Annotated in this window: 17 protein-coding genes, 3 tRNA genes and 2 pseudogenes; 5 read left to right on the forward strand and 17 right to left on the reverse strand. The window is 50.9% G+C overall.

Annotation, left to right across the window (positions count from 1 at the left end; translation table 11 throughout):
- Positions 1 to 5 precede the first annotated feature (5 nt).
- Entirely contained in the window at positions 6 to 1,514 is a 1,509-nt protein-coding gene (gene gcvPB / locus A0127_RS08240; protein WP_062390250.1) for an aminomethyl-transferring glycine dehydrogenase subunit GcvPB, read from the forward strand.
- Between the two features lie 1,141 nt (positions 1,515 to 2,655).
- On the opposite strand, the gene A0127_RS08250 is transcribed toward gcvPB, so the two are convergent.
- Positions 2,656 to 2,733 (reverse strand) — tRNA-Ile (locus A0127_RS08250).
- A gap of 6 nt (positions 2,734 to 2,739) precedes the next feature.
- Positions 2,740 to 2,815: transfer RNA gene (locus A0127_RS08255), tRNA-Asn, on the reverse strand.
- A gap of 93 nt (positions 2,816 to 2,908) precedes the next feature.
- Here A0127_RS08255 and A0127_RS08260 point away from each other — a divergent pair.
- Positions 2,909 to 2,985: transfer RNA gene (locus tag A0127_RS08260), tRNA-Thr, on the forward strand.
- Positions 2,986 to 2,988: 3 nt separating this feature from the next.
- On the opposite strand, the gene upp is transcribed toward A0127_RS08260, so the two are convergent.
- On the reverse strand, positions 2,989 to 3,657 hold the full coding sequence (gene upp / locus A0127_RS08265; RefSeq protein WP_062390252.1) for a uracil phosphoribosyltransferase: 669 nt from the start codon (positions 3,655 to 3,657) through the stop codon (positions 2,989 to 2,991).
- A 274-nt stretch (positions 3,658 to 3,931) separates the two neighbouring features.
- Between upp and A0127_RS08270 the strand changes: the two genes are divergently transcribed.
- Positions 3,932 to 5,191 (forward strand): methyl-accepting chemotaxis protein, encoded by a 1,260-nt coding sequence (locus A0127_RS08270; protein ID WP_062390254.1) that lies wholly within the window; start codon positions 3,932 to 3,934, stop codon positions 5,189 to 5,191.
- Positions 5,192 to 5,193: 2 nt separating this feature from the next.
- On the opposite strand, the gene A0127_RS08275 is transcribed toward A0127_RS08270, so the two are convergent.
- Positions 5,194 to 6,615, reverse strand: coding sequence for an MATE family efflux transporter (locus A0127_RS08275; RefSeq protein ID WP_062390255.1), 1,422 nt, complete (start codon positions 6,613 to 6,615; stop codon positions 5,194 to 5,196).
- Between the two features lie 86 nt (positions 6,616 to 6,701).
- Here A0127_RS08275 and A0127_RS08280 point away from each other — a divergent pair, with 86 nt between their 5' ends.
- Entirely contained in the window at positions 6,702 to 6,962 is a 261-nt protein-coding gene (locus A0127_RS08280; protein ID WP_394347082.1) for a hypothetical protein, read from the forward strand.
- Here the strand turns inward: A0127_RS08280 and A0127_RS08285 are convergent, their stop codons facing one another.
- The 13 genes and pseudogenes from A0127_RS08285 to A0127_RS08335 all read right to left on the reverse strand — a co-directional run bounded on the left by A0127_RS08285 (position 6,963) and on the right by A0127_RS08335 (position 18,440).
- Positions 6,963 to 7,172, reverse strand: coding sequence for a hypothetical protein (locus A0127_RS08285; protein ID WP_197463575.1), 210 nt, complete (start codon positions 7,170 to 7,172; stop codon positions 6,963 to 6,965). It abuts the gene before it with no gap.
- Positions 7,173 to 7,175: 3 nt separating this feature from the next.
- Positions 7,176 to 7,469 carry an ArsR/SmtB family transcription factor gene (locus tag A0127_RS08290; protein ID WP_054841629.1) on the reverse strand — a complete coding sequence of 98 codons (294 nt, stop codon included), beginning with the start codon at positions 7,467 to 7,469 and terminating at the stop codon, positions 7,176 to 7,178.
- Positions 7,470 to 7,546: 77 nt separating this feature from the next.
- Positions 7,547 to 8,233, reverse strand: coding sequence for a DUF2202 domain-containing protein (locus A0127_RS08295; RefSeq protein ID WP_331710443.1), 687 nt, complete (start codon positions 8,231 to 8,233; stop codon positions 7,547 to 7,549).
- Entirely contained in the window at positions 8,230 to 8,598 is a 369-nt protein-coding gene (locus tag A0127_RS08300; RefSeq protein ID WP_062390261.1) for a DUF4405 domain-containing protein, read from the reverse strand. Before A0127_RS08300 ends, A0127_RS08295 begins: the two co-directional genes overlap by 4 nt.
- Entirely contained in the window at positions 8,595 to 8,735 is a 141-nt protein-coding gene (locus A0127_RS10515) for a hypothetical protein (RefSeq protein WP_156471185.1), read from the reverse strand. The genes A0127_RS08300 and A0127_RS10515 overlap by 4 nt, the downstream gene beginning before the upstream one ends.
- 110 nt (positions 8,736 to 8,845) lie before the next feature.
- Positions 8,846 to 9,019, reverse strand: coding sequence for a hypothetical protein (locus A0127_RS10620; protein WP_197463576.1), 174 nt, complete (start codon positions 9,017 to 9,019; stop codon positions 8,846 to 8,848).
- Between the two features lie 34 nt (positions 9,020 to 9,053).
- Positions 9,054 to 9,929 carry a DUF2202 domain-containing protein gene (locus A0127_RS08305; protein WP_062390263.1) on the reverse strand — a complete coding sequence of 292 codons (876 nt, stop codon included), beginning with the start codon at positions 9,927 to 9,929 and terminating at the stop codon, positions 9,054 to 9,056.
- 163 nt (positions 9,930 to 10,092) lie between these two features.
- Positions 10,093 to 11,283 (reverse strand): annotated as a pseudogene (locus A0127_RS08310) (MATE family efflux transporter); the annotation flags it as partial.
- A gap of 9 nt (positions 11,284 to 11,292) precedes the next feature.
- Positions 11,293 to 12,474 carry an RNA-guided endonuclease InsQ/TnpB family protein gene (locus tag A0127_RS08315; protein ID WP_062390265.1) on the reverse strand — a complete coding sequence of 394 codons (1,182 nt, stop codon included), beginning with the start codon at positions 12,472 to 12,474 and terminating at the stop codon, positions 11,293 to 11,295.
- Positions 12,455 to 13,063: an IS607 family transposase gene (locus A0127_RS08320; protein WP_062390267.1), complete on the reverse strand. Its 609-nt coding sequence runs from the start codon at positions 13,061 to 13,063 to the stop codon at positions 12,455 to 12,457. The genes A0127_RS08315 and A0127_RS08320 overlap by 20 nt, the downstream gene beginning before the upstream one ends.
- Before the next feature lie 72 nt (positions 13,064 to 13,135).
- Positions 13,136 to 13,357, reverse strand: a pseudogene (locus A0127_RS08325) (MATE family efflux transporter); the annotation flags it as partial.
- Between the two features lie 109 nt (positions 13,358 to 13,466).
- Positions 13,467 to 15,848 carry a phosphoenolpyruvate synthase gene (ppsA, locus tag A0127_RS08330; RefSeq protein WP_062390271.1) on the reverse strand — a complete coding sequence of 794 codons (2,382 nt, stop codon included), beginning with the start codon at positions 15,846 to 15,848 and terminating at the stop codon, positions 13,467 to 13,469.
- 129 nt (positions 15,849 to 15,977) lie between these two features.
- Entirely contained in the window at positions 15,978 to 18,440 is a 2,463-nt protein-coding gene (locus tag A0127_RS08335) for a glycosyltransferase family 39 protein (protein ID WP_062390273.1), read from the reverse strand.
- A gap of 56 nt (positions 18,441 to 18,496) precedes the next feature.
- Between A0127_RS08335 and A0127_RS08340 the strand changes: the two genes are divergently transcribed.
- On the forward strand, positions 18,497 to 19,558 hold the full coding sequence (locus A0127_RS08340; RefSeq protein WP_062390275.1) for a hypothetical protein: 1,062 nt from the start codon (positions 18,497 to 18,499) through the stop codon (positions 19,556 to 19,558).
- Positions 19,559 to 19,788: the final 230 nt, after the last annotated feature.

Genomic DNA, 19,788 nt, shown 5'->3' on the forward strand with positions numbered 1-19,788 from the left:
TGAAAATGTTCCAGCAGGCAAAATGGGGCGAACCCACCATATTTGAACTCTCACGCCCTGGAAGGATTGGATACATCCTTCCCAAGCCGATTGAGGACGTTGATGTTGAGATTCCTGAGAAGCTGAGGAGAAAGAGCCCGCTAAACCTTCCCGAGCTGAGTGAGCCAGAGGTAGTTAAACATTATACCCGGCTGAGTGAGATGAACTACGGCGTCGATTCCGGCATTTATCCGCTCGGTTCCTGTACGATGAAGTACAATCCTAAGATCAATGAGGAGGTTGCATCCCACCCGGGCGTTGCTTATATCCATCCATACCAGGACGAAAGAACCGTCCAGGGTGCACTCAAGATAATGTGGGAGCTGGAGCAGTGGCTGAAAGAAATTACCGGAATGGATCGCTTCACCCTCCAGCCCGCCGCTGGGGCTAACGGCGAGTTCACCGGCGTTTCCATAATCCGCGCCTACCACCTCGACCGCGGGGAGACCCAGAGGACTGAAATGCTCGTTCCGGACTCTGCTCACGGAACAAACCCTGCAAGCGCTGCCATGGCGGGCTTCAAGGTGATAGAAATACCCTCTAACGAGAACGGCACAGTTGATCTTGAGGCGCTTGAGAACGCGGTGAGCGAGAGGACGGCAGGTCTAATGCTAACGAACCCAAACACCCTGGGTATCTTTGAGGACGAGATACTTGAGATAGCAAAGATAATACACAAAGCGGGGGGCCTGCTCTACTACGATGGTGCTAACCTCAACGCCGTCCTTGGAAAGATAAGACCCGGAGACATGGGTTTCGACGTTGTTCACCTCAACCTCCATAAGACTTTTTCAACACCCCACGGTGGCGGCGGCCCGGGAAGCGGCCCGGTCGGCGTAAAGGACTTCCTGAAGGACTACCTTCCGGTTCCGCTCGTAAGCTACGACGAAGAGAACGATCGCTATTACCTCGACTACAACGTGCCGAAGAGCATAGGCAAGGTTAAGGAGCTGTACGGCAATTTCGCGGTTATTGTTAGGGCCTTGACCTACCTCAAGATAATGGGGAGAGATGGCCTTAGGGAGGTCAGTGAAGTTTCAGTTCTCAACGCCAACTACATAACCCAGAAGCTCAAGGGAACTCGCGGGTATGAACTTCCTGGTAAAGAACTTAGAAAACACGAAACTGTCTTTTCAGCCGAGCCTATGAAGAAGGAGACGGGCGTTAAGGCTCTTGACGTTGCGAAGAGATTACTCGACTTCGGTATGCACGCCCCGACCATCTACTTCCCGCTGATAGTCCATGAGGCACTTATGATTGAACCTACGGAAACGGTTAGCAAGGAGGAGCTTGATGCATATGTTGAGGCCCTCAAGAGGATCAGCGAGGAGGCATACAGTAATCCGGAAGTCGTCACAAGCGCACCCCATAACACCGCCGTGAAGAGAGTTGATGACGTTTTGGCCGCAAAGAAGCCCGTAATTACCTGGAGGATGTACAGGGAGCTGAAGGAGAAGGGAGAGATAGACTACTGAGCTTTTCTCTTTTGGCCCAATCCTTTTCATTTTCCTTAGGGACTTGTAAATACCCTTTAAGGTAAAGCTTGTTAGAATTGCATACTCTTCTTCCGCCATCCGTCAAGGACGCTTGAACGACAGTGAAAGCGGCGCTGAAGCTTTTAGGAAAAGCTTCACCAAAAGGTTGAATGTCTCTGTGAATTGGCTGAGAATTGGGATTCTCATGACAAACTTGCAGATGAATAAGGGTTTCTTCCTTTTTAACGCCCTTTAGGCTTTATACTGTGAGTAAAACCCTTGAAAATTGCCAATTGATGATAAGAATCACTGAAAAAACAGGACACTCAAAAGGACATTCGCTCCTTGATGAAACTTTTCAGCAAGCTTTTGGAAAAAGCTTGACCAAAAATTGCCCTTCTTCTCAAACTTTGCTTATTGGGGAGTGTATGCTCGTCCAGAAAGCAAGCGGGTTTATTATTAAATCCAACACTGTATCTGAGCGATTTTAACTTCTTTTTTAGTGCCCTTCTGGCACTATACAGTAAGAAAATCCTTTGAATTAGTCAACTGAAGTAAACCCTCATAAAATTAGCCTGTTTTAAAAAGCATACTCCTTTTCCGCCAGCGCTGAAACTTTGCAAGCAAAGTTTCATCAAAGTTTGTGGTTCTTGCTTGGCATGACATTTTGAGGGGATTTTCTTTTTGAATGCTGTCTTGGGTTGTGAATTCTATTTTTAATTTGCTCTCTCTTTGTGAGTTTGCTTTTTAATCGACGCCCATAGGGCGTCAAAGTGAGAAAACTCCTTTTCAGCAGGCTGAAACTTAGGGAATTCACTAATGCTAGCTTGTGTATCTTGAAAATCCTCGTAGTAGAGCAATTTTAGAAGGAACCACGAGCATTGATCAAACTTCGCGCAGGAAGCTTTTAGAAAAAGCTTCACCAAAAGTTTGAATGTCCTCGAGGAGTGGCTAGTAAAATGGATTCTCCTGGTGAACGAGCAGAGTAATGCGGGTTTTCCTTCCTTTTTAACGTCCTTCGGACGTTATATTGTGAGTAAACCCCTTGAAAATTGCCCCATTGATGGAGAATCACCTAAAAAGCAGGACACATAAAATGACATTCCACCTTTGATGAAACTTTTCGTCAGAAAAGTTTCTGTGGTGGGCCCGGGGGGCTTTGAACCCCCGACCACGCGGTTATGAGCCGCGCGCTCTGACCAGGCTGAGCTACGGGCCCACCTGATGGCGCCGCCGCCCGGATTCGAACCGGGGACCGCCGGATTAACAGTCCGGCGCTCTACCAACTAAGCTACGGCGGCTCGACCCAATGTAGGGAATGAGAGGTTGATTTATAAATTTTGCGGTTTTGAGAAAAGAAAAATTTATAACTGCTCATTCAACTCTTATCCCGTGCCCCGGTAGCCTAGCCTGGCGGGGCGGCGGACTTGTAATCCGCAGGTCGCGGGTTCAAATCCCGCCCGGGGCTCCATCTTCAAACCTTTACCGGTTCTCCGAACGCTCTATCACCAGCGTCTCCTAGGCCAGGGAGGATGTAGCCCTTGTCGTTGAGCTCTCTATCTATTGCCGCCACGAACATTTCGACATCCGGGTGGGCTTCTTTTATCCGGGTTATTCCCTCTGGAGCTGCTAGAACGCCGACTATGACGTAGCGCTTGGCTTTCCCGTACTTTTTAACCTCACCTAAGACTTTGATGAGCGTTGAGCCAGTTGCTATCATCGGGTCGGCTATTATGACGGTGTCTTCCGCCTTTATCCTGGGCACTTTGACGTACTTCATCTCAATTTCAAACTTTGGCGCTTTTCCCCTGGATGCGGAGACTATTCCAACCCTGGCGTGTTCGAAAACTTTAATGAGTCCCTCCATTAATGGAATCGCGGCCCTAAGAACGGTAATTATCACGACGTTTCTGCGGTCCTTCACAATTATGCCCTCTGTTTCTTCCAGCGGCGTTCTGATGAGAACCTTTTCCGTCGCCATAGTCTTGGTTATTTCGTATGCCATGTAACGTCCAAGTTTGACGAGGCCCTTTCTGAACGCTATCGGGCCAGTGTTTTCGTCCCTCAACTCCGTGAGAATCTCCATTATGAACGGGCTGTCCTCAAAAGAGTACACGCCTTCCCAGCGCTCGTCCCTCTTCATGGACTTCACCCGGGTTCACTTGGAGTGGGGTCTTATTAACATTCCGATGCTGATACCTTCAAAGTGGAGTTGGTGGTTTTGATGATCATCTGTTTGTCTCAAGGGATGAGACTTCAACGAAAAAGTTGACATAAAGTTCCGATATTCACTGACAGCCAAGTGTGTATGTTTTTATGTAGGTAGTTACTATTACTGCTTATAGTTGAATTATTACTTACATCCGATAAAAAATCTTAAATAGAAGATCCATGTTAAAGCTAAATGGTGGTGCTTCATGGAACCGAAAGTTCAACTGACACTCTCCTCAGCTGTTGTTTTCCTGCTTACACTTGTCCCAATGACATTTGCAGGGATCCTTGGGGGAGTTGTGGGGGGACTCATCGGCATTGCAATATCCCTGGTTCTAACGAAGGATCTTCAGAAACGTGAAGAGATGCCCTCGGACGTTCTTAGATACAAAGAGGAGATAGAACGGCAGATCGATGCAATAGTCGGGATCCTTGACAGGATAGCAGAGGGCGACCTTTCCGTTGAAGACACTGCTCTCAGTGGGCATCTGGGCAAGATCCGCAAAGCTATAGAAAAGATGCGCAAAAGCCTTCGCAATATGGTTGATGAAATACAGCAGGCCACAAAGGTCGTCGAGGAGCGTAGCCATCTCATAAAGGAAAACATTGAACAAGTCAGTGAAGCTATTCAGCAGGTAGCGGAGGCCATCAACCAGGTTAGCATCGAAGCACAGCGCGAGCAGGAAAACATAAACCAGATGACAGAGACAATGCGCTATATAGACGACATTGGAAAGGAAACCATAAGCACCATGGAAGACTTTGAAAACTCAATGAGCGAAGCTGTAGGCCTGGCGCGCGAGGGTGGCGAGAAGGGCGAGGAGGCAATCAGGCAGATCGAGGAGATCCAGAGCATGATGCTTAAGATCCAGGAAACTGTCAAGGGAGTAGCAGAGATGGGCAAAAACATAACCAACATAACCAACGTCATAACCGGCATTGCTGAGCAGACGAATCTTCTGGCTCTTAACGCGGCGATTGAAGCGGCTAGGGCTGGAGAGGCCGGAAAGGGCTTTGCAGTAGTCGCCGATGAGATCAGAAACCTGGCCGAGGAAAGTAAGAAGGCCGCAGATGACATACGAAATATCGTGAGCAAGATAATGGAGCAGATACAGCAGAGTGTTGAGGTTACAGAGAAGAGCGCCGATACTGTCTCTAAGTCAACTGAAATTCTCAAGGAGAGCGTGTCCTACTTAACTCATATCGCAGAGCTTATGCAGGAAATGGAGATGAAAGCCAACGAGCTTAAGAACAAAGTTCTTGAAGAGGGTGAAAAGATCGAAGAAGGCCTGCACTTCCTCGAGAACCTAGCGGCCAGTGCCGAGGAGACAACCGCAGCCGCGGAGCAGGTCAGCGCCGCCGCTGAAGAGCAGACCTCCGCCCTTGAGGAGGTCAACGCAGCTATAGCTGACTTTGAAAAGGTTATCGAAGAGCTCAAACAGCTAGTCATGAGGTTTAAGATTTGAGCTTATTCTTCTATTATCCTTTTCATCCACGTGCCCCTACTGAACCATAGTAAGGCCACCATCGCCGCTAAAAAGTTGCTCATACCCATTCCGAAGAACACTCCCTTGGGGCTCATCCCGAAGAGCTCCGCGAGAGGTATTCTAAGTCCAAAAACCGTTACCGCCGCGACGTAGCCGAAGACGTAGCTCAGGGGTATCCTGAAGCCCCAGAGGCGGAGCATGCTGAGAACCATACTCTTCTTGGTGTGTCCAGCTGAGCTAAAAGTCCTCGTCACGACAACGAAGATTCCGTTGAAGAACGGAACGGATATCAGGAAGTACTTGAGCACGTACTCACTCTGGGCTATAACCTTCGGGTCGTCGAGGAAGACCTTGAAGACGGGAACCCTAAAGAGTCCGATTATCAGGATCGCCGAAGAGGCTATGAAGAAGTTGATCACCATTGCCCTCTCTGCTATTCTCTTGGCCCTCTCGTATCTCTCCGCCCCGATGTTCTGGGCTATCATCGTTCCCATAGCCATGCTGACACCGCGGGCTATGCTCGTTATGAAGTTCACGAGGCGGGTGGTTATTGTGTAGGCCGCGTAGGTTACATCTCCGTATCCGTAGATTATCCTCGTCAAAACAACGAAGCCAAAGCTGTTGGCGGACTGACCGACGGCTGAGGGAAGGCCAACGCGGAAAATCCTTGAGTAGAACTCCATATCTGGCCTGAGCGTTTCCCTCGTAAGGTGAAGGCCGGCCCTTCCGCTCGTTAAGAGACGAGCACCTATGAGGGCTCCGGTGGCGTTTGAGAGAACAGTTGCTATGGCCGCCCCAGCAACGCCCCACTCGGGGAAGGGTCCAATTCCGAAGATCAGGAGAGGGTCGAGCATGATGTTCATGGCAACTGTGAGCATGCTTATCTTCACGGGCGTTTTTGTGTCCCCAGAGGCCCTCATTAGAGCGGAGAACGCCATGAACGTGAAGGAGAAAGGAACACCCGCAAAAACGACTGTGGCGTAGGCCTTGGCATAGGGATAAACGTTTGGGGTCACTTTCATGAAGTGGAGCGCGTAGGGCAGGACGGCAAGGCTTATTAAAGCTGTTGCCGTTGAGAAGAAGAGCATGAGGGAGTAGAGCGCTCCAGCTGAGCGGTTGGCCCTCTCGTAGTTCCCAGCACCGATGTACTGCCCCACAAAGGCGAAGCCTGCGGTGGCAAACCCCATGCCGAGGGCCATAAGGGTTCCTATTATCGGCCAGCTCGTTCCCGGAGCGGCCAAGGCCTCCCTGCCAAGCTTGCCGAGCCAGAAGGTGTCGGTTATGTTGTAGAGAACCTGCACGAGGTTGCTGACGATTAGAGGGTAGGCTAACTTGAGTAGGGTCTTCTCTATCGGCCCGTTGAGAATTTCCTGCCTCATCGCCTGAATCTTTCCGCGCTCCATTCCTACCACAGTAAGACGGGCATCGAAGCGGGGATATAAAAAGTTAATGGAAAGGGTTATATGGTCGGCGGTCTTTTCGTTACAAGGTGATGCGAATGAACCCAACACAGAAGGTCAAGACAAAAGCCGTTCTCTCCACGATACTGCTTGCCGTCTATGTGGGGGCGCTGATCCTCACCGCGGGGCAGTTTATAGCGACAAAAAGTGGAAGCTTCCTTGGGATGAGGCAGCTCGATGTTCTGAAACTTAAGGCCCGCTACGGCCTGATAATGCTGGCCCTGATAGCAGTACACCTAACCCTCAATCTGGACCTCCTCAAAAACGAGTTGAAAGCTCTGGGAAGGTGATCAGACCTCCTCGAGCTTTTTCCTCACTTCTTCGGTGTTCTTCTTGGTCTCCTCAAGGGTGTTCCTGAGCTTCTCCAGCTCAAGCTTCATCTCGTTCAGCGTCTTGTTCATCTGGTAGAACACGAATATGAACACCACCAGGAGTATCAGGCCGAGGATTATGCTTATCCACCCACTTGGAGTTGACACGTGCTCACCTCCCCACGGCATGTTTCATTCCTCCAGGCTCTTTATCGTTTCGGTGTCTATAACCACTCTAAACTGCTTTGCGCGGTAGTACTTCTTGGCCCTCGGGTCGTCTGGCTCAAGGCGTAGCTCGCTCTCGACGAGGCCGGCCTTTTCGAGCTTCTTGAGGTGGAGATAGAGGAGCTGCCTTGAGATTCCCAGCTCCTTGGCCAGCTCGTAGACGTACCACTCCTTCTGGCAGAGGAGTTTAAGTATTCTAACCCTCACTGGATTGCCGAGGGCCTCTCCGAGGGCCACGAGTTCGTCAACGCTCCGTACCATGTCCATCACTTTTGGACTGCGTATGCAATCAACACCTTACAGAAAAGAAAAGGGAGAGAGTAGATAAAAGCTTTCCGTTAGTTGGGACCGACTATCTCGGAATACTCCTCCTCGCTGAGTATCACCGGGCTGTACTTTTCCCCGTTCTTCTCAATGTTGTTCACAAAGGCGCGGAGGTGGTTCTCGCTTCCCTTCCTCAGGTTTTCAAAGACCACCCTTATGTCCTGGTTGTCAACCTTTTCGAGCCATTCGTTGAGGTCTTTTATGTCCAGCTCCTCTATGTAAGCCCCGACCTTCAGGGCCTCCAGCTTGCTGGTCTTCCCCCTCTCAACGAGCTCGTTGTAGAGACTTTCCATTTCAGGGCTCGCGAATTCTCCAATTCCCAGTCCCTCAACCGGGTCGGTGAGGTTGTATTTTTCGATTAAGGACAGCACCATGTCCATGTGGGTCTCTTCACTCTTCTCTATGTTTCTAAACACCGTCAATCCCGTCTCGTTGTAGAGCGTTAGGTAAACGTCCCTCGCGAGCTTCTCCTCTTCGCGCATGTAGAGGATTGCCGCCATCTCATCCTGGCTGAGGTTCTCGGCGGGCAGTGTTGAGACGTCCACGTCTTCCCCCACTCCCTTGCCGTAGCCCTTGTCCTCCGGGGGCCCTCCACTGGCATTCTCATTTGGAGTGCTGCTGCTCGATATGCACCCGCTCGCAACGACGAGGATAATCAAAAGGCCGACCAGTCCAAAGATCGCGTTCCTTTTCATTTTCATCCCCTCATCACGGCGTAGATTATTCCTCCACCAACGAAGAGCACGGAGAGGGCTATTAGGGCAGCTGTGCTCCTCCAGTTTACCTTCCGCTCCTTTCTGTTGGTGACGATGTTTCTCAGCATGCACAGCATCGGGTTGAAGTTGACGAAGAGGTGGACTGCCACCAGCGCTATCATGGCGAAGCCAAAGTATATGTGGAGCCCTTCCCATGCCTCTTTGCCGAGGCCTAGGAAAGTCCAGAACTCCTCTCTCGCAATCCGCCCGTTTGGGGCGAGGTACAGGGCTATCCCCGAAAGGGCTTCGAAGATAAAATCAAAGAGCAGGAGCAGGTCGAGGGTTGGCTTAAACCATCTCGGGACTCTCATTCTTCATTACACTCCTCTATTTCTTCTTCCCTGAAAGAGCCTCTCGCGATAAGGTATCCGACCACCATCACCGCGGCGATCACTATAAGGCCAACCACGAGGCCAATCTCATTTCTACCAGCGTCAATAGGCCCCATCTCTTTTGCCCTCCTCTCTGTGGATAGCCGGTGAGGGTTGGGGGCTCTGGGTTCCCTTGATGAGCTTTAATATGAAGTTCAGGATTGTCGTTATGGACTTACTCATTGTCTTACCTCCTCAGCAGGGCATAGATTATTGCGCCGAACAGGAGCAGGGGCAGTAGGAGTAGTGCAAATCTCGCCATCAGGAAGAGAATTCCGAATATCCCTAAGCCCCACCAGCCCCAGCCGAACCCTCTTCTCCCGTGCATCGGGCCAATCATTGGACCGAACCCGCGTGGCACTTCTCTCACCTCCAAAAGGGAATAAAGAGAGGCTTCAGGCTCCATCAGCCTGCATGGGGCAGTCCCCTCTGCCGTAGCCCCTCATGGGCTTGTTCCCTTCACCGTTGCCGCCTTTTCCATGTTCGTGGGTGCCTTTCTCGTGTCCGTTGCCCTTCATCCTTCCGTCCATTTTTCCTCTCTGTCCCTTTGTCATCCTGTCACTGTTCTTCATGTGGTCGTGATTTCCTCCTGCCATCATCTTCCCGTGTCCGCTGTGGCTAGCCTCTCCAGCCAGTATTTCGTCAACCTGCTCCTGTGGAAGCACCTGGGCGGTGTACTCAACACCCTGTGCTTCAAGGTTCCTCACGAAGGCCCTAAGGTGGTTCTCGCTTCCGGCCATAAGGTTGCTGTAAACCCTTACTATGTCCTCGTTGTCTGTCTTGGCGATCCACTCCTCAAGGTCCTTGATGTCGGTTTCCTCTATGAGCGCCCCAACTTTGAGTGCATCAATAGTGCTCTGGCTTCCCTGCTCGACCAGCTGGTCGTAGAGAGCCTGGAGCTCAGGGTTCTCAAAGACGCCAATCTGGTCGAGCGTGCTCGGTGCGGTCAGGTTGTACTTCTCGATCAGCGACAGCATGGCATCCATGTGTCTCTGCTCGCTCTGGGCTATCCTCTCGAAGACTGTGAGACCTGTTTCGTTGTGGAGCGTTAGGTAGACATCCCTCGCAAGCTTCTCCTCCTCGACCACGTAGATCAACCCACTGGCCTCTTCGTCGCTTAGCGGTGCGTAGTAATCGGCATAACTACTCTGGTAGAGCTGCTCTGCTTCCGGGTTCGGACCAGGTGTGCCTCTGTAGGCCGCTACTCCCCCCAGCACCAGCCCGAACAGGGCCAGCACCAGGAAACCAATTCCCAATATTTTCTTTCTCATGTTGGTTCATCTCTCCATATGTAACTTTAATATTACATATGTCTTGAAAGTTTATAAAGCTTTCGGTTGGGGCCACGAGAACGAAACAGGTATATTTTGAGTACTAGTCTCAATGAGCGTTACAGGAAAATTGAAGAAGAATGACAGAACTCATAATGGGAAATCAGTGCCTCTCGATTATCGCCCTCATCCAGCTCCCCCTAAGGAACCAGGCGAGCGCTATGACTGCTCCAAGGACGTTGCTGAGGCCCATTCCAAGCCACATTCCGGCGGTGTCCCTCATAAGAACCCCAAGGCTGTAGCTGAGGGGGAGCCTTATGCCCCAGAGGCGGATCATCCCAATTACCATGCTCTTCTTGGTGTGTCCCGCGCTGTTGAAGGTGTTGTTTACAGCGGAGAATATCCCGAAGAAGGGGAGCGAAGCTGAGAAGTAGAGAACTACCTTCCTGCTCTCAGCTATTATGGCTGGGTCGTTGATGAAGAACCGGAATATCGGGACCCGAAAGACTGCAAAGAGTGTTGTCCCAACGCTCAGGATTGTGAAGTTTATGAGCATAGTCTTCTCGGCTATCTTCTTAGCCCTATCATAGAGGCCCGCTCCAATGCTCTGGCCGACCATAGTTCCCATCGCCATGCTTATGCCATCGGAGAAGGCGAACATGAAGTTGGTGAGCCTGTTGGTTATGCTGTACGTCGCGAAGGCCACATCCTCATAGTGCGGAAGCCCATGTGCTTCTCCGTAGAGCCTTCCAACGGTGAAGATTACCCTTGTGAGGATGACGAAGCCGAGGGCTGTGGTTGATGAGCCGACGCTTGAAGGAAGCCCCACGCGGAATATTCTCGAGTAGAATTTGAGGTCGGGCTTGAGGGTTTCAGGTGTGAGGTGAATTCCCACTCTGCCCGTGAACAGGAGATAACCACCTATTATCGAGCCAGTTGTGTTTGACAGCATCGTCGCAACGGCCGCACCAACGACGCCAAGCTGTGGAAACGGCCCCCACCCGAAGATGAAGAAGGGATCAAGGACGAGGTTGAGGAGGACCGTACCGATGTTTATCTTAACCGGCGTCCTCGTGTCGCCAACCGCCCTCAGGAGGAAGTTGAAGGCGAAGAGCGTGAAGGAAAAGGGTATGCCCGCAAAGATGACCCTCGTGTATCTGAGGGCGTAGGGAAATATCGTGTTGCTTACGCCCATCAAACGGAGCAGATAGGGGGCGAGAATAACACCGAGGATTCCAACGGCCGTCGCGAAGAGGAGCATGAGGGAGTAGAGTGCTCCAGCGTAGCGGTTGGCCTTGTCGTAGTCCTTCGCCCCAACGTACTGGCTCACGAAGGCGAAGCCCGCTGTTGCAAACCGTTCTGGTCAGCCGTAATTTGCGTAAAGCTCGTAAGCATCGCTACGGCTGACCTTCCCCACTCCCGTCTTCATCGTGGGGCTTTCGGGGGGAACGGAGACTCCCCACATCTTCAGGGCTTTTAACCGAATATTCCAAGAGCCGACAACGTCCCTATCGGCCTCAAAACCACACTTGGGGCACTTCAAAACCCTGTGCCCATTCGGGCTTAGTTTCTCCCCACATACCGGACACAGGGAGGACGTGAAAGCAGGATTAACGAAAACAACTTTTATTCCCTTCAATTTAGCCTTGTATTCGATTATGCTCTGGAGTTTCCTAAAACTCCACCGGTGAAGCCTACCATTCACTTCAGCAGAATACCTAATCGAATCCCTGATTTCAGTTAAATCCTCCAGAGCGATACCACCGTATTTCTCGGCCAACTCAACGATTTTATTGGCCAATTTGTGATACAAATCGTCCCGCCTGTTCCTCTCCCTTTGCCCATACTTTTCGAGAAGTTCTTTCCTCTTCTTTCCAGCCCTAAGCTTTTTCTGAATTTTCCTCCGCTTTACGAAGTAGCCAGTCCTAATCTCCTTCTCGTGGGTGATTATCTGAACGAATTCACCGTTTGGAAGGCTGAGCGTAACGTTGTTCTCGTTCAAGTCCACGCCGACGAAGGCTTCAGGCTCTCTCACTTCAACCTCTCTGGAGAAGACCACGTTGATGAAAACGCCTTTTGGAGTCCTCACTAACCACGCTTGACCGATTTTCCAGTCCTTAAACTTCTCGTGATACTTTGCGGAGCAAAACTCCAGCTCAATCCTCCCTTTCGGGGTGGAGAGTTTTATTATTCCAGCGTCAAGGTCGAGCTTGAAAAGGTGGTCGTCGAGCATTATGGCCTCCTTCTTGAAAACGGGCTTTCCCTTTGCTTTCCCCTTCTTTTTCCTCTTCCGATAACTCCTGTAAATCATTGTAGCCATTTGAGTGGCCGTGTAGTGGTAATGACTTGGCAGTTCTGGATACTCCTTGCGGAGGCTTTTGTATGTTTCCTTTTTGAGCCTGTAAAAGCTCGTAATGTGGTTCTCGAAAGCATAGCTGATGAGGTAGTTCACAATCTCTCGATAAGTAGAGAAGAGGTCGTTTAGCCCCTCTGGCGGGTTTTTGAGCTTGAATTTTGCGGTGAGTTTAATCGTCTCTGAGGGCATTCTTTACCGCCTCAACGAGGCGTTTTTTCTTGTGAGAACGCATACCATAAAGCTTTCCAGCAAAGGAAGTTACAATAGCTAAAAGGTCTTCAACCAGTTCTTTCTCTGGTGTTTTTTCCTCGTCATCAAAGATTACCTCAATCTCGACACCGTGAGAGTTGAAGTATTGTTCGAGGTATCTGAAGCCAAAGCGGGTGAGCCTGTCCCTGTAAGTTATCACGACTTTGGTTACCTCTCCGCTCTCGACAAGTTTGAAGAGCTGTTTTAGGCCTTTCCTGTTCTCGTTCAAGCCTGATGATACGTCGGTGAGAATTTTGGCTACTTGGTAGCCTTTTGCGGAGCAGTAGTTTTTGAGGTATTCGACCTGTCTTTCGAGGTCTTCTTTCTGGTCTCTGCTTGAGACTCTGGCGTAAATGACGACTTTATCGGAGATTTTACCCTCAAGAAGTCTTTTGATTTCGCTTTCTGGAATGCGGTATTCTCTGCCTATTTTGTAGGCTTTTATCTCGCCTGTTTTGATTTTTCTGAGGAGTGTTGGTTTGCTGATGCCCAAGAGTTCTGAGGCTTTCCCTGTCCGATAAAGCCTCATAGTGGACTCCACCAAAACAAATAATGACTCAAAAATATTTAAACTTTACGCTCTTAACTATTTATGAAACAGCCCCATCCCGATGCTCATGAAGAACCACACGAGGGGCCACGCCGTTCCGGGGGCGGAGAGCTCAAGCCTTCCGAGCTTTCCAAGCCAGAATGTATCGGTGAGGTTGTAAAGCACCTGAACGAGCTGGTTGATGATTAGAGGGTAGGCTAGTAGGATTAGCGTTTTAACTATCGGCCCGTTGAGTATCTGCTCCCTCATCTTCTCTACTTTCTCGCTCCGCATGATCGCTCAGATGAAAATCTAAACGTTGGTATAAAAGGCTTATCGTGGATAAAAGAGCCAGGTTTGCAGTTCAAATCTGAGAAAAACGAATAGAAAAGGAGAGAGGACTTCAGAACTCCAGCTCGTCCTCTTCCTCAAAGAGCCTCTTCCTGGCAGCCTCGAGGAGGATCTTCTGCTCCTCCTGGGCGACGGTCTTCCTGATGAGCTCGACGGCATCCGGGTTGGCGCTGATGCTGTCGATGCCGAGCCTAACGAGGATCCTGGCCATCTTCGGATCACTGCCGGCCTGTCCGCAGATGCTGGTCTCGACGCCGTACTTCTTGGCGACCTTGATGACGTGCTTGATGAGCTTGAGCACGGCCGGGTGGGTCTCGTCGTAGAGGTGAGCGATCCTGTCATTGTCCCTGTCGATGGCGAGGGTGTACTGGGTGAGGTCGTTGGTACCGAAGCTGACGAAGTCGATACCCTCCTTGATGAGGTCCTCGATGATGAGTGCAGCCGCCGGAACCTCGATCATGATGCCCCACTCAACGTCCTTGTGCGGCTCAAGGCCGACTGAGCGAGCTATTTCTTTGGCCTTCCTGATCTGCTCCGGGTGGCCGACGAGTGGGAGCATGACGCCGATGTTGTTGTAGCCCTCCTCGACGACCTTCTTGATGGCGGTGAACTCGGCCTTGAGGAGCTCCGGCTGATCGAGACCGCGCCTGATTCCGCGCCATCCGAGCATCGGGTTCCTCTCGTCCGGCTCGTCCTCTCCACCGGGCATCTCCTTGAACTCGTTGGTCGGGGCATCGAGGGTCCTGTACCAGACCGGCCTCGGGTAGAATGCCGCTGCGACCGTCCTGATACCGTCGGCGAGCTTCTCAACGAGCTCGTCGAACTTGCCCTCCTTGATGAACTTGATCGGGTGCTGGCCGATGCTGAGGATCATGTGCTCGGCCCTGAGAAGACCGACACCGTCGGCGCCGGTGGCGGCAGCCCTCTCAGCGACCTCAGGCATTGAGACGTTGACCTTGACCTTGGTCGCGGTGATGAGCGGAGCTCCAGCAACGACGACCTGGCCGCTAGCTCCTCCAGCGGCCTTCTCCTCCTTCTTCTCGACGAGGCTCTTGACTATGCCCTTGTAGACGACACCGCGGGTACCGTCAACGGTGACGTAGTCGCCGGTCTTGAGCTTCTTGGTGGCCTCCTTGGTACCGACGACTGCTGGGATGCCGAGCTCCCTGCTGACAATAGCGGCGTGGCTAGTCCTTCCACCCTCGTCGGTGACGATAGCGGAAGCCCTCTTCATTGCCGGAACCATGTCCGGGTTGGTCATTGTGGTGACGAGGACATCGCCCTCCTTGACCTTGTCGATCTCGCTGGCGTCGAAGATGACGACGACCCTACCGGCACCGATGCCCGGTGAGGCGCCAAGACCCTTGAGGATGACCTCGGCCTCCTCAGTGCCCTCGACCTCCTCTGCCTTGGCCTCTTCCTTGAGGGTGGTGATCGGCCTGCTCTGGACGATGTAGAGCTTGCCGTCGTCCTTGTCGTAGGCCCACTCGATGTCCTGCGGCCAGCCGTAGTGCTCCTCGATCTTGGCACCCATCTTGGCGACCTCGATTATCTGCTCTTCTGTGAGGACCTGCTTCTCAACCCACTCCGGGCCGAGGTAGTCAGCGACCTTGACGTAGACGGTGCCCTTGCCGGTCTCTGGGTTCCTGACGACCATGACCTCCTTCTTGGCGATGAACTTCTCCTTGATCTTCCAGGTGCCCTTCTCGACGATGTACTCGTCCGGGGTGACGCTGCCGCTGACGACGGCCTCACCGAGGCCCCAGCTGGCGTTGATCATTATCTCGTTCCTGTTGTTGGTGACAGGGTTGGCGGTGAACATGACGCCGCTCTTCTCGCTGTTGACCATCTTCTGGACGACGGCTGAGAGGTAGACCTTGCTGTGGTCGAAGCCCTGCTTGGCCCTGTAGAAGGTGGCCCTGGCGGTCCAGAGTGAGGCCCAGCACTTCTTGACCTTGTCTATGACGTCGTCAACGCCGTAGACGTCGAGGTAGGTCTCCTGCTGACCGGCGAAGGAAGCCTCCGGAAGGTCCTCAGCGGTAGCGGATGAGCGGACGGCGACGTAAACGGCGTCCTTGTTAAAGCGGGCGCTGAGCTCCTTGTAGGCCCTCTCGATCTCCTCAGCTATCTCCGGGAGCATCGGGAGCTCGATGATCTTCTGCCTGATCTTGGCGGTGTTCTCCTGGAGCTGCTTGGAGTCATCAACGTTGGTCTGGCTGATGATCTCCATAATCCACTCCTGGAGGGTCTTACCGTCCTCAAGCTTGACGTTCTCAACAAAGTACTTGTAGGCCTCGGCAGTCACACAGAATCCGGGCGGGACGGGGATTCCGGCCCTGGTAAGTTCACCAAGGTTGGCACCCTTTCCACCGACAAGGGGGACATCTTCCTTGCTGAGTTCCTCAAACCACTTTATAAACCTGTATTCGCTCATGGCGATCCCTCCAAATTAATTACTGCGGGTGATATATCAACTGGCCGCTTTTAAAATTAACTATCCAGACCTGTTCTTTAGTGTATAGGGATGAAAAAAGAGGAAAAAATGTCCATTAAAGCCCGTATGTCACGGAAGGAACTTTGGAAGAGGATGCTGCTCAAGAAGGGAATTCAGGAACTCCATGGCTTTCTCGCTTCCGTACGCGTACATCATGTAGCGGTATATTGAAACTGCCGCATCAAGCGGGTGTGCCTCTTTGGTTGGGTCAAAGGTTTTCATGATGAAATCGAGCGTTTTCTGTGCCTGCTCTTCAAGACCTGCAACGTGGTATATATAAGCGATCTGGACGTAGCTTGTCCTCGAGTATGCGTAGGGATACTTCTCCACCTTAAGTCTCCCTTCCTCGTCCTGCTGGTCTTTGAGCCATTCGGCGGCTTTTTTAACTGAGTTTAACACCGTCTCATTTCCTGTGAGTTGGTAATACCTTGCCAGAGCAGATGCTACCGCAAGCGTGGTGCCGATGTTATCCCTCCAGTCTCCCTTTTCACCCTGCTCATCCAAAATCTCTCTAAGAACGTTTTTCTCCGTTGTTGCATTCAGGATGCCGAGTTCCTTGTAAAGCGGAAGCAGCAGGGCGTTCACAACAAAGCTTCCCGATTTGTCCTTTGGCGTGGTCATGAAGTAATCTTCTTTTTCCCGGGATTTCAGGAGATTGAGTGCTTTTTCGGTTCCACCAAACTGGAACTTCTTGATGGGCTCCAGTGTGTAGGCCGTGTACAGCGTGAAGTCGTTGGGAGGCACTCCCCAGGGGAACGCCCCGTTGTCCATCTGCTTGTACTCCAGCCACCTGAGGAGCCACTCTGCCCTCTCCTTAAACCTCTCATCTCCGGTTTTGTTGTACAGGTTGTAGTATAGGTCGACCATCCACCCGTTCAAGTTGAAGTCGGCCTTGTAGCTGGTGTCGAAGTCCGCATAGTTGTAGCCCGTCCAGAACTTCTCAAAAAAGTTCACCAGAGGAGAGTAGTTCCCATGATACTCTATGGGAAGAGGCTGTTCCATCCTGAGTTTGGGCTCTGGGATGAACCTGTAGATCACGGAACCGCCGTTGCAGAACTCCAGCTTGAAGTGAGTATCATACGGGGCGTATTCCATGAGGCCATAGCGTACCAGCCCGTAGGAATAGCGCCGTCTGTCGACGAATATGTAGCTCACGTTGTATTTTTTCATGAGGTAATACACGAAATTTCTCTGATTGGAGCTGAACATAATGACATGATCTGTATACGCCTGTCCTGCTTCCTTTACCGTTGGGGCCTCTCCAAAGAACCCCTGATATACCTTTTTCCATACGACAACGTCCTTTCTGTGGGTATTTCCAATCAAAAGATACCCCATATCCCACCAGACGAGTATCGTGGCGTTTTCAGGGGTATTCTGGGATATCCACTCATAGGCCTCTTTGTCCGTTATGCTTGGAATCACTATGTAGTGGTATGCTCCATAGGCCCCCTGGAATGCGGGGGTTAAGATTAAAACCGCTATTATGAGGACTTGGACTGCCCTTTTCTCGGGAAGGGCTTTCACAAGAGCGGAGCCGAATCCCCGCACGTCGTTTAGGGCTCTCTTCAAAATGGGGCCAATTGAGGGGAAAACCACATCGATGAGGTATTCCGAGGTGATTGCCGCGAGAGAAATTGTGGCGTAGGGATCCCTAAAGCGGAAGGAAACTCCACCCGCCAGCAGGAATGTCCAGGCCCACAGTACAAGACCCCTCTGAAGGGGACCTTTTTTGAAGTAATAGGAACTTCCGAGAACCCCGAAGACAAGCTGGACGACTCCAACCCACTTGAAATATCCGAGGAAGCTTACTTCGCTCCTCTGGAGCCTTAAAAACAGTTCTCCAAAAGTTGATTTTACTTGGGGCAGGCCAAAGTATGCCAGAAGTCCGGCAAGAACCAAGATGATTACATAGTGGACGTTGCGCTTTATGGTAGGCTCCAAATAAGACAGCAAGACTATCGCCGCCGCAAAGGCAAAGAATATCCATCCCCTGTGGGTTATGGTGTAGAGACCAAAGGTCGCGGTAAAGAGGATAAAGCTTGAGATTGTCTTCTTTTTGAGGAACTTCACACCAAAAAACATACTCAGCGAGAAGAGAAGTAATCCCATGTTTTCGGGTATATAAAGGCTTGTTCTATATATGAAATCTGGAGCAAACGCCAGCAACAGCGTCGCCAGGAGTGCCTTTTTTTCGTCCTCAAAGAGTTCTTTGTAGGCGAAGTAAAACCCTAGGACTGCAAGAGTTCCGTAAACAGCGGGTATAACGAGGAAAAAATAGTCCGAGTGGAAGATTCTGTAGAGAAAGGCCCCGATTATGTGGAAGAGGGGTGGATAACTGTAGGCACGGAGTCCTAGGAGGGACGGCAGATCCCGGGAAACTGTTCCTATTCCACCTTCAACAATCCTCAAGGTGAGGTCCCTATGAAGGTACTCGTCATAGGCCGCCAGTAAGAGGTTTCTGTGCGGGATCAGTCTAACAACGAAGGATGCAACCAGAATTAATGAGAGGTAAACCTTCTCCCGCTTCACTGCCCAACACCTCTAAAAATTTTTAAGCTCGGCAATCAGCTTTTACTGGTGGTGTTGTGAGGGGGTTAAAAATATTTAGCCTTGCTTTTTTTGGATATCTGTTTCTTGCGCTCTACTCCAATTATCTGGATGAAGACCTTCGGGCCGTTGTCTATCAGAGGGGTTTTGTACCTTCAACTGTTTTATTAGGATTTGTTGTTGCTTTGGTTTTCTTTATGGCGTTCGCTGCGGGATATCTCTCGGGGTTTCAGCTCCCGGCATCCTTCCTCATTTCGCTGTTCCTTATACTCTCCATCCATGATTTCCCGGATGCCTTTTTAATTGCATTTGTGGCTGTAATTGGATACTATCTCAAGATTGACGTCGTTGAAAAGTTCTCCACTTTGGCCCTGTTGCTTTCAATTCTCGGCCCTATCCTCTTTTACTTAAGCGTGGGCGTGCCTCTTTTCCACTGGGGACTCCGGTATAAACTTGTTGGCCCCCTCGTCCTCTTTGCTCTTCTGGGAGCAGGAGGTATGGTGTACTCGAAGTTTTCCGCCAGGGTAAAAACCCTCTTTCTCTTGGCTTATTCTGTTGTGTACTTCCTCGGGACTTTCCGCTCCCTGCTGCTTCTCGGATACCTTCCGTATCTGCTGGATTACACTCTGAAACGTAAAAGAAAATGGGGAGTTGCACTTTTTGGCTCGACACTCCTTGTAATGGTGCTCGTTATGAGTGGGAGCATCTCTGCTCTGCTTGTAAGGATTGGCTTTACGTTTCTGGTTTTCCACAACCTGGTTCGCATCTCCCTTCCCTGGGGTTACTTTCACGGCTCGGTTCTCTTCAGTGAAGGCCCCAGAGCCCTAGTCTCACAGCTCTTCGGTGCATCAACCCACTACACGTACTTCTTCTTTGGCCAAGCAGTGGCGGATTTTGGCATATTGGGTGTGCTGGAGGCTTTTCTCCTCGGTGTTTTTCTTAGAGAGAGCGAAAAGGAACATGAAACCTTCGTCTTTGTTTCTTCCCTTATGATATATGCCCTCGATTCCGGAATAGACGCACTCATCCTGATGTTTATCGTTGGAGCGTTGATTTTCCAGAATTTAAGACTCAATACAAAAGGAGCCGAAATCTCCTGAGGAAGTCTTTATAGTGCTGTTTTTAATCTGGGAAGGCATCCATTTTTGGACTTACTTCAATAATTTTGGGGTATCGATTGGTATTGAGCCAATGATTCTTAATTGGAGCTTTGATTTGCCTGGTTATTACAGTCTAAGCGCTGGTAACCATTCTGCATAGTGAAGACTTTTTTGATGATTATCTGCCTCCAATGCCTTTTATTCATCATTAGTGATAAGATACGTTTACT

It is taken from the genome of Thermococcus peptonophilus (assembly GCF_001592435.1).
GTDB lineage: Archaea > Methanobacteriota_B > Thermococci > Thermococcales > Thermococcaceae > Thermococcus > Thermococcus peptonophilus.

What these genes read in the sequence shown, in the direction of transcription:
- gcvPB (WP_062390250.1), top strand. Translation starts at nt 6, where the DNA reads ATGTTCCAGCAGGCAAAATGGGGCGAACCCACCATATTTGAACTCTCA.
- upp (WP_062390252.1), bottom strand. Translation starts at nt 3,657, where the DNA reads ATGAAGAGGGACGAGCGCTGGGAAGGCGTGTACTCTTTTGAGGACAGC.
- A0127_RS08270 (WP_062390254.1), top strand. Translation starts at nt 3,932, where the DNA reads ATGGAACCGAAAGTTCAACTGACACTCTCCTCAGCTGTTGTTTTCCTG.
- A0127_RS08275 (WP_062390255.1), bottom strand. Translation starts at nt 6,615, where the DNA reads ATGGAGCGCGGAAAGATTCAGGCGATGAGGCAGGAAATTCTCAACGGG.
- A0127_RS08285 (WP_197463575.1), bottom strand. Translation starts at nt 7,172, where the DNA reads ATGCCGTGGGGAGGTGAGCACGTGTCAACTCCAAGTGGGTGGATAAGC.
- A0127_RS08290 (WP_054841629.1), bottom strand. Translation starts at nt 7,469, where the DNA reads ATGGTACGGAGCGTTGACGAACTCGTGGCCCTCGGAGAGGCCCTCGGC.
- A0127_RS08295 (WP_331710443.1), bottom strand. Translation starts at nt 8,233, where the DNA reads ATGAAAATGAAAAGGAACGCGATCTTTGGACTGGTCGGCCTTTTGATT.
- A0127_RS08300 (WP_062390261.1), bottom strand. Translation starts at nt 8,598, where the DNA reads ATGAGAGTCCCGAGATGGTTTAAGCCAACCCTCGACCTGCTCCTGCTC.
- A0127_RS10515 (WP_156471185.1), bottom strand. Translation starts at nt 8,735, where the DNA reads ATGGGGCCTATTGACGCTGGTAGAAATGAGATTGGCCTCGTGGTTGGC.
- A0127_RS08305 (WP_062390263.1), bottom strand. Translation starts at nt 9,929, where the DNA reads ATGAGAAAGAAAATATTGGGAATTGGTTTCCTGGTGCTGGCCCTGTTC.
- A0127_RS08315 (WP_062390265.1), bottom strand. Translation starts at nt 12,474, where the DNA reads ATGCCCTCAGAGACGATTAAACTCACCGCAAAATTCAAGCTCAAAAAC.
- A0127_RS08320 (WP_062390267.1), bottom strand. Translation starts at nt 13,063, where the DNA reads ATGAGGCTTTATCGGACAGGGAAAGCCTCAGAACTCTTGGGCATCAGC.
- ppsA (WP_062390271.1), bottom strand. Translation starts at nt 15,848, where the DNA reads ATGAGCGAATACAGGTTTATAAAGTGGTTTGAGGAACTCAGCAAGGAA.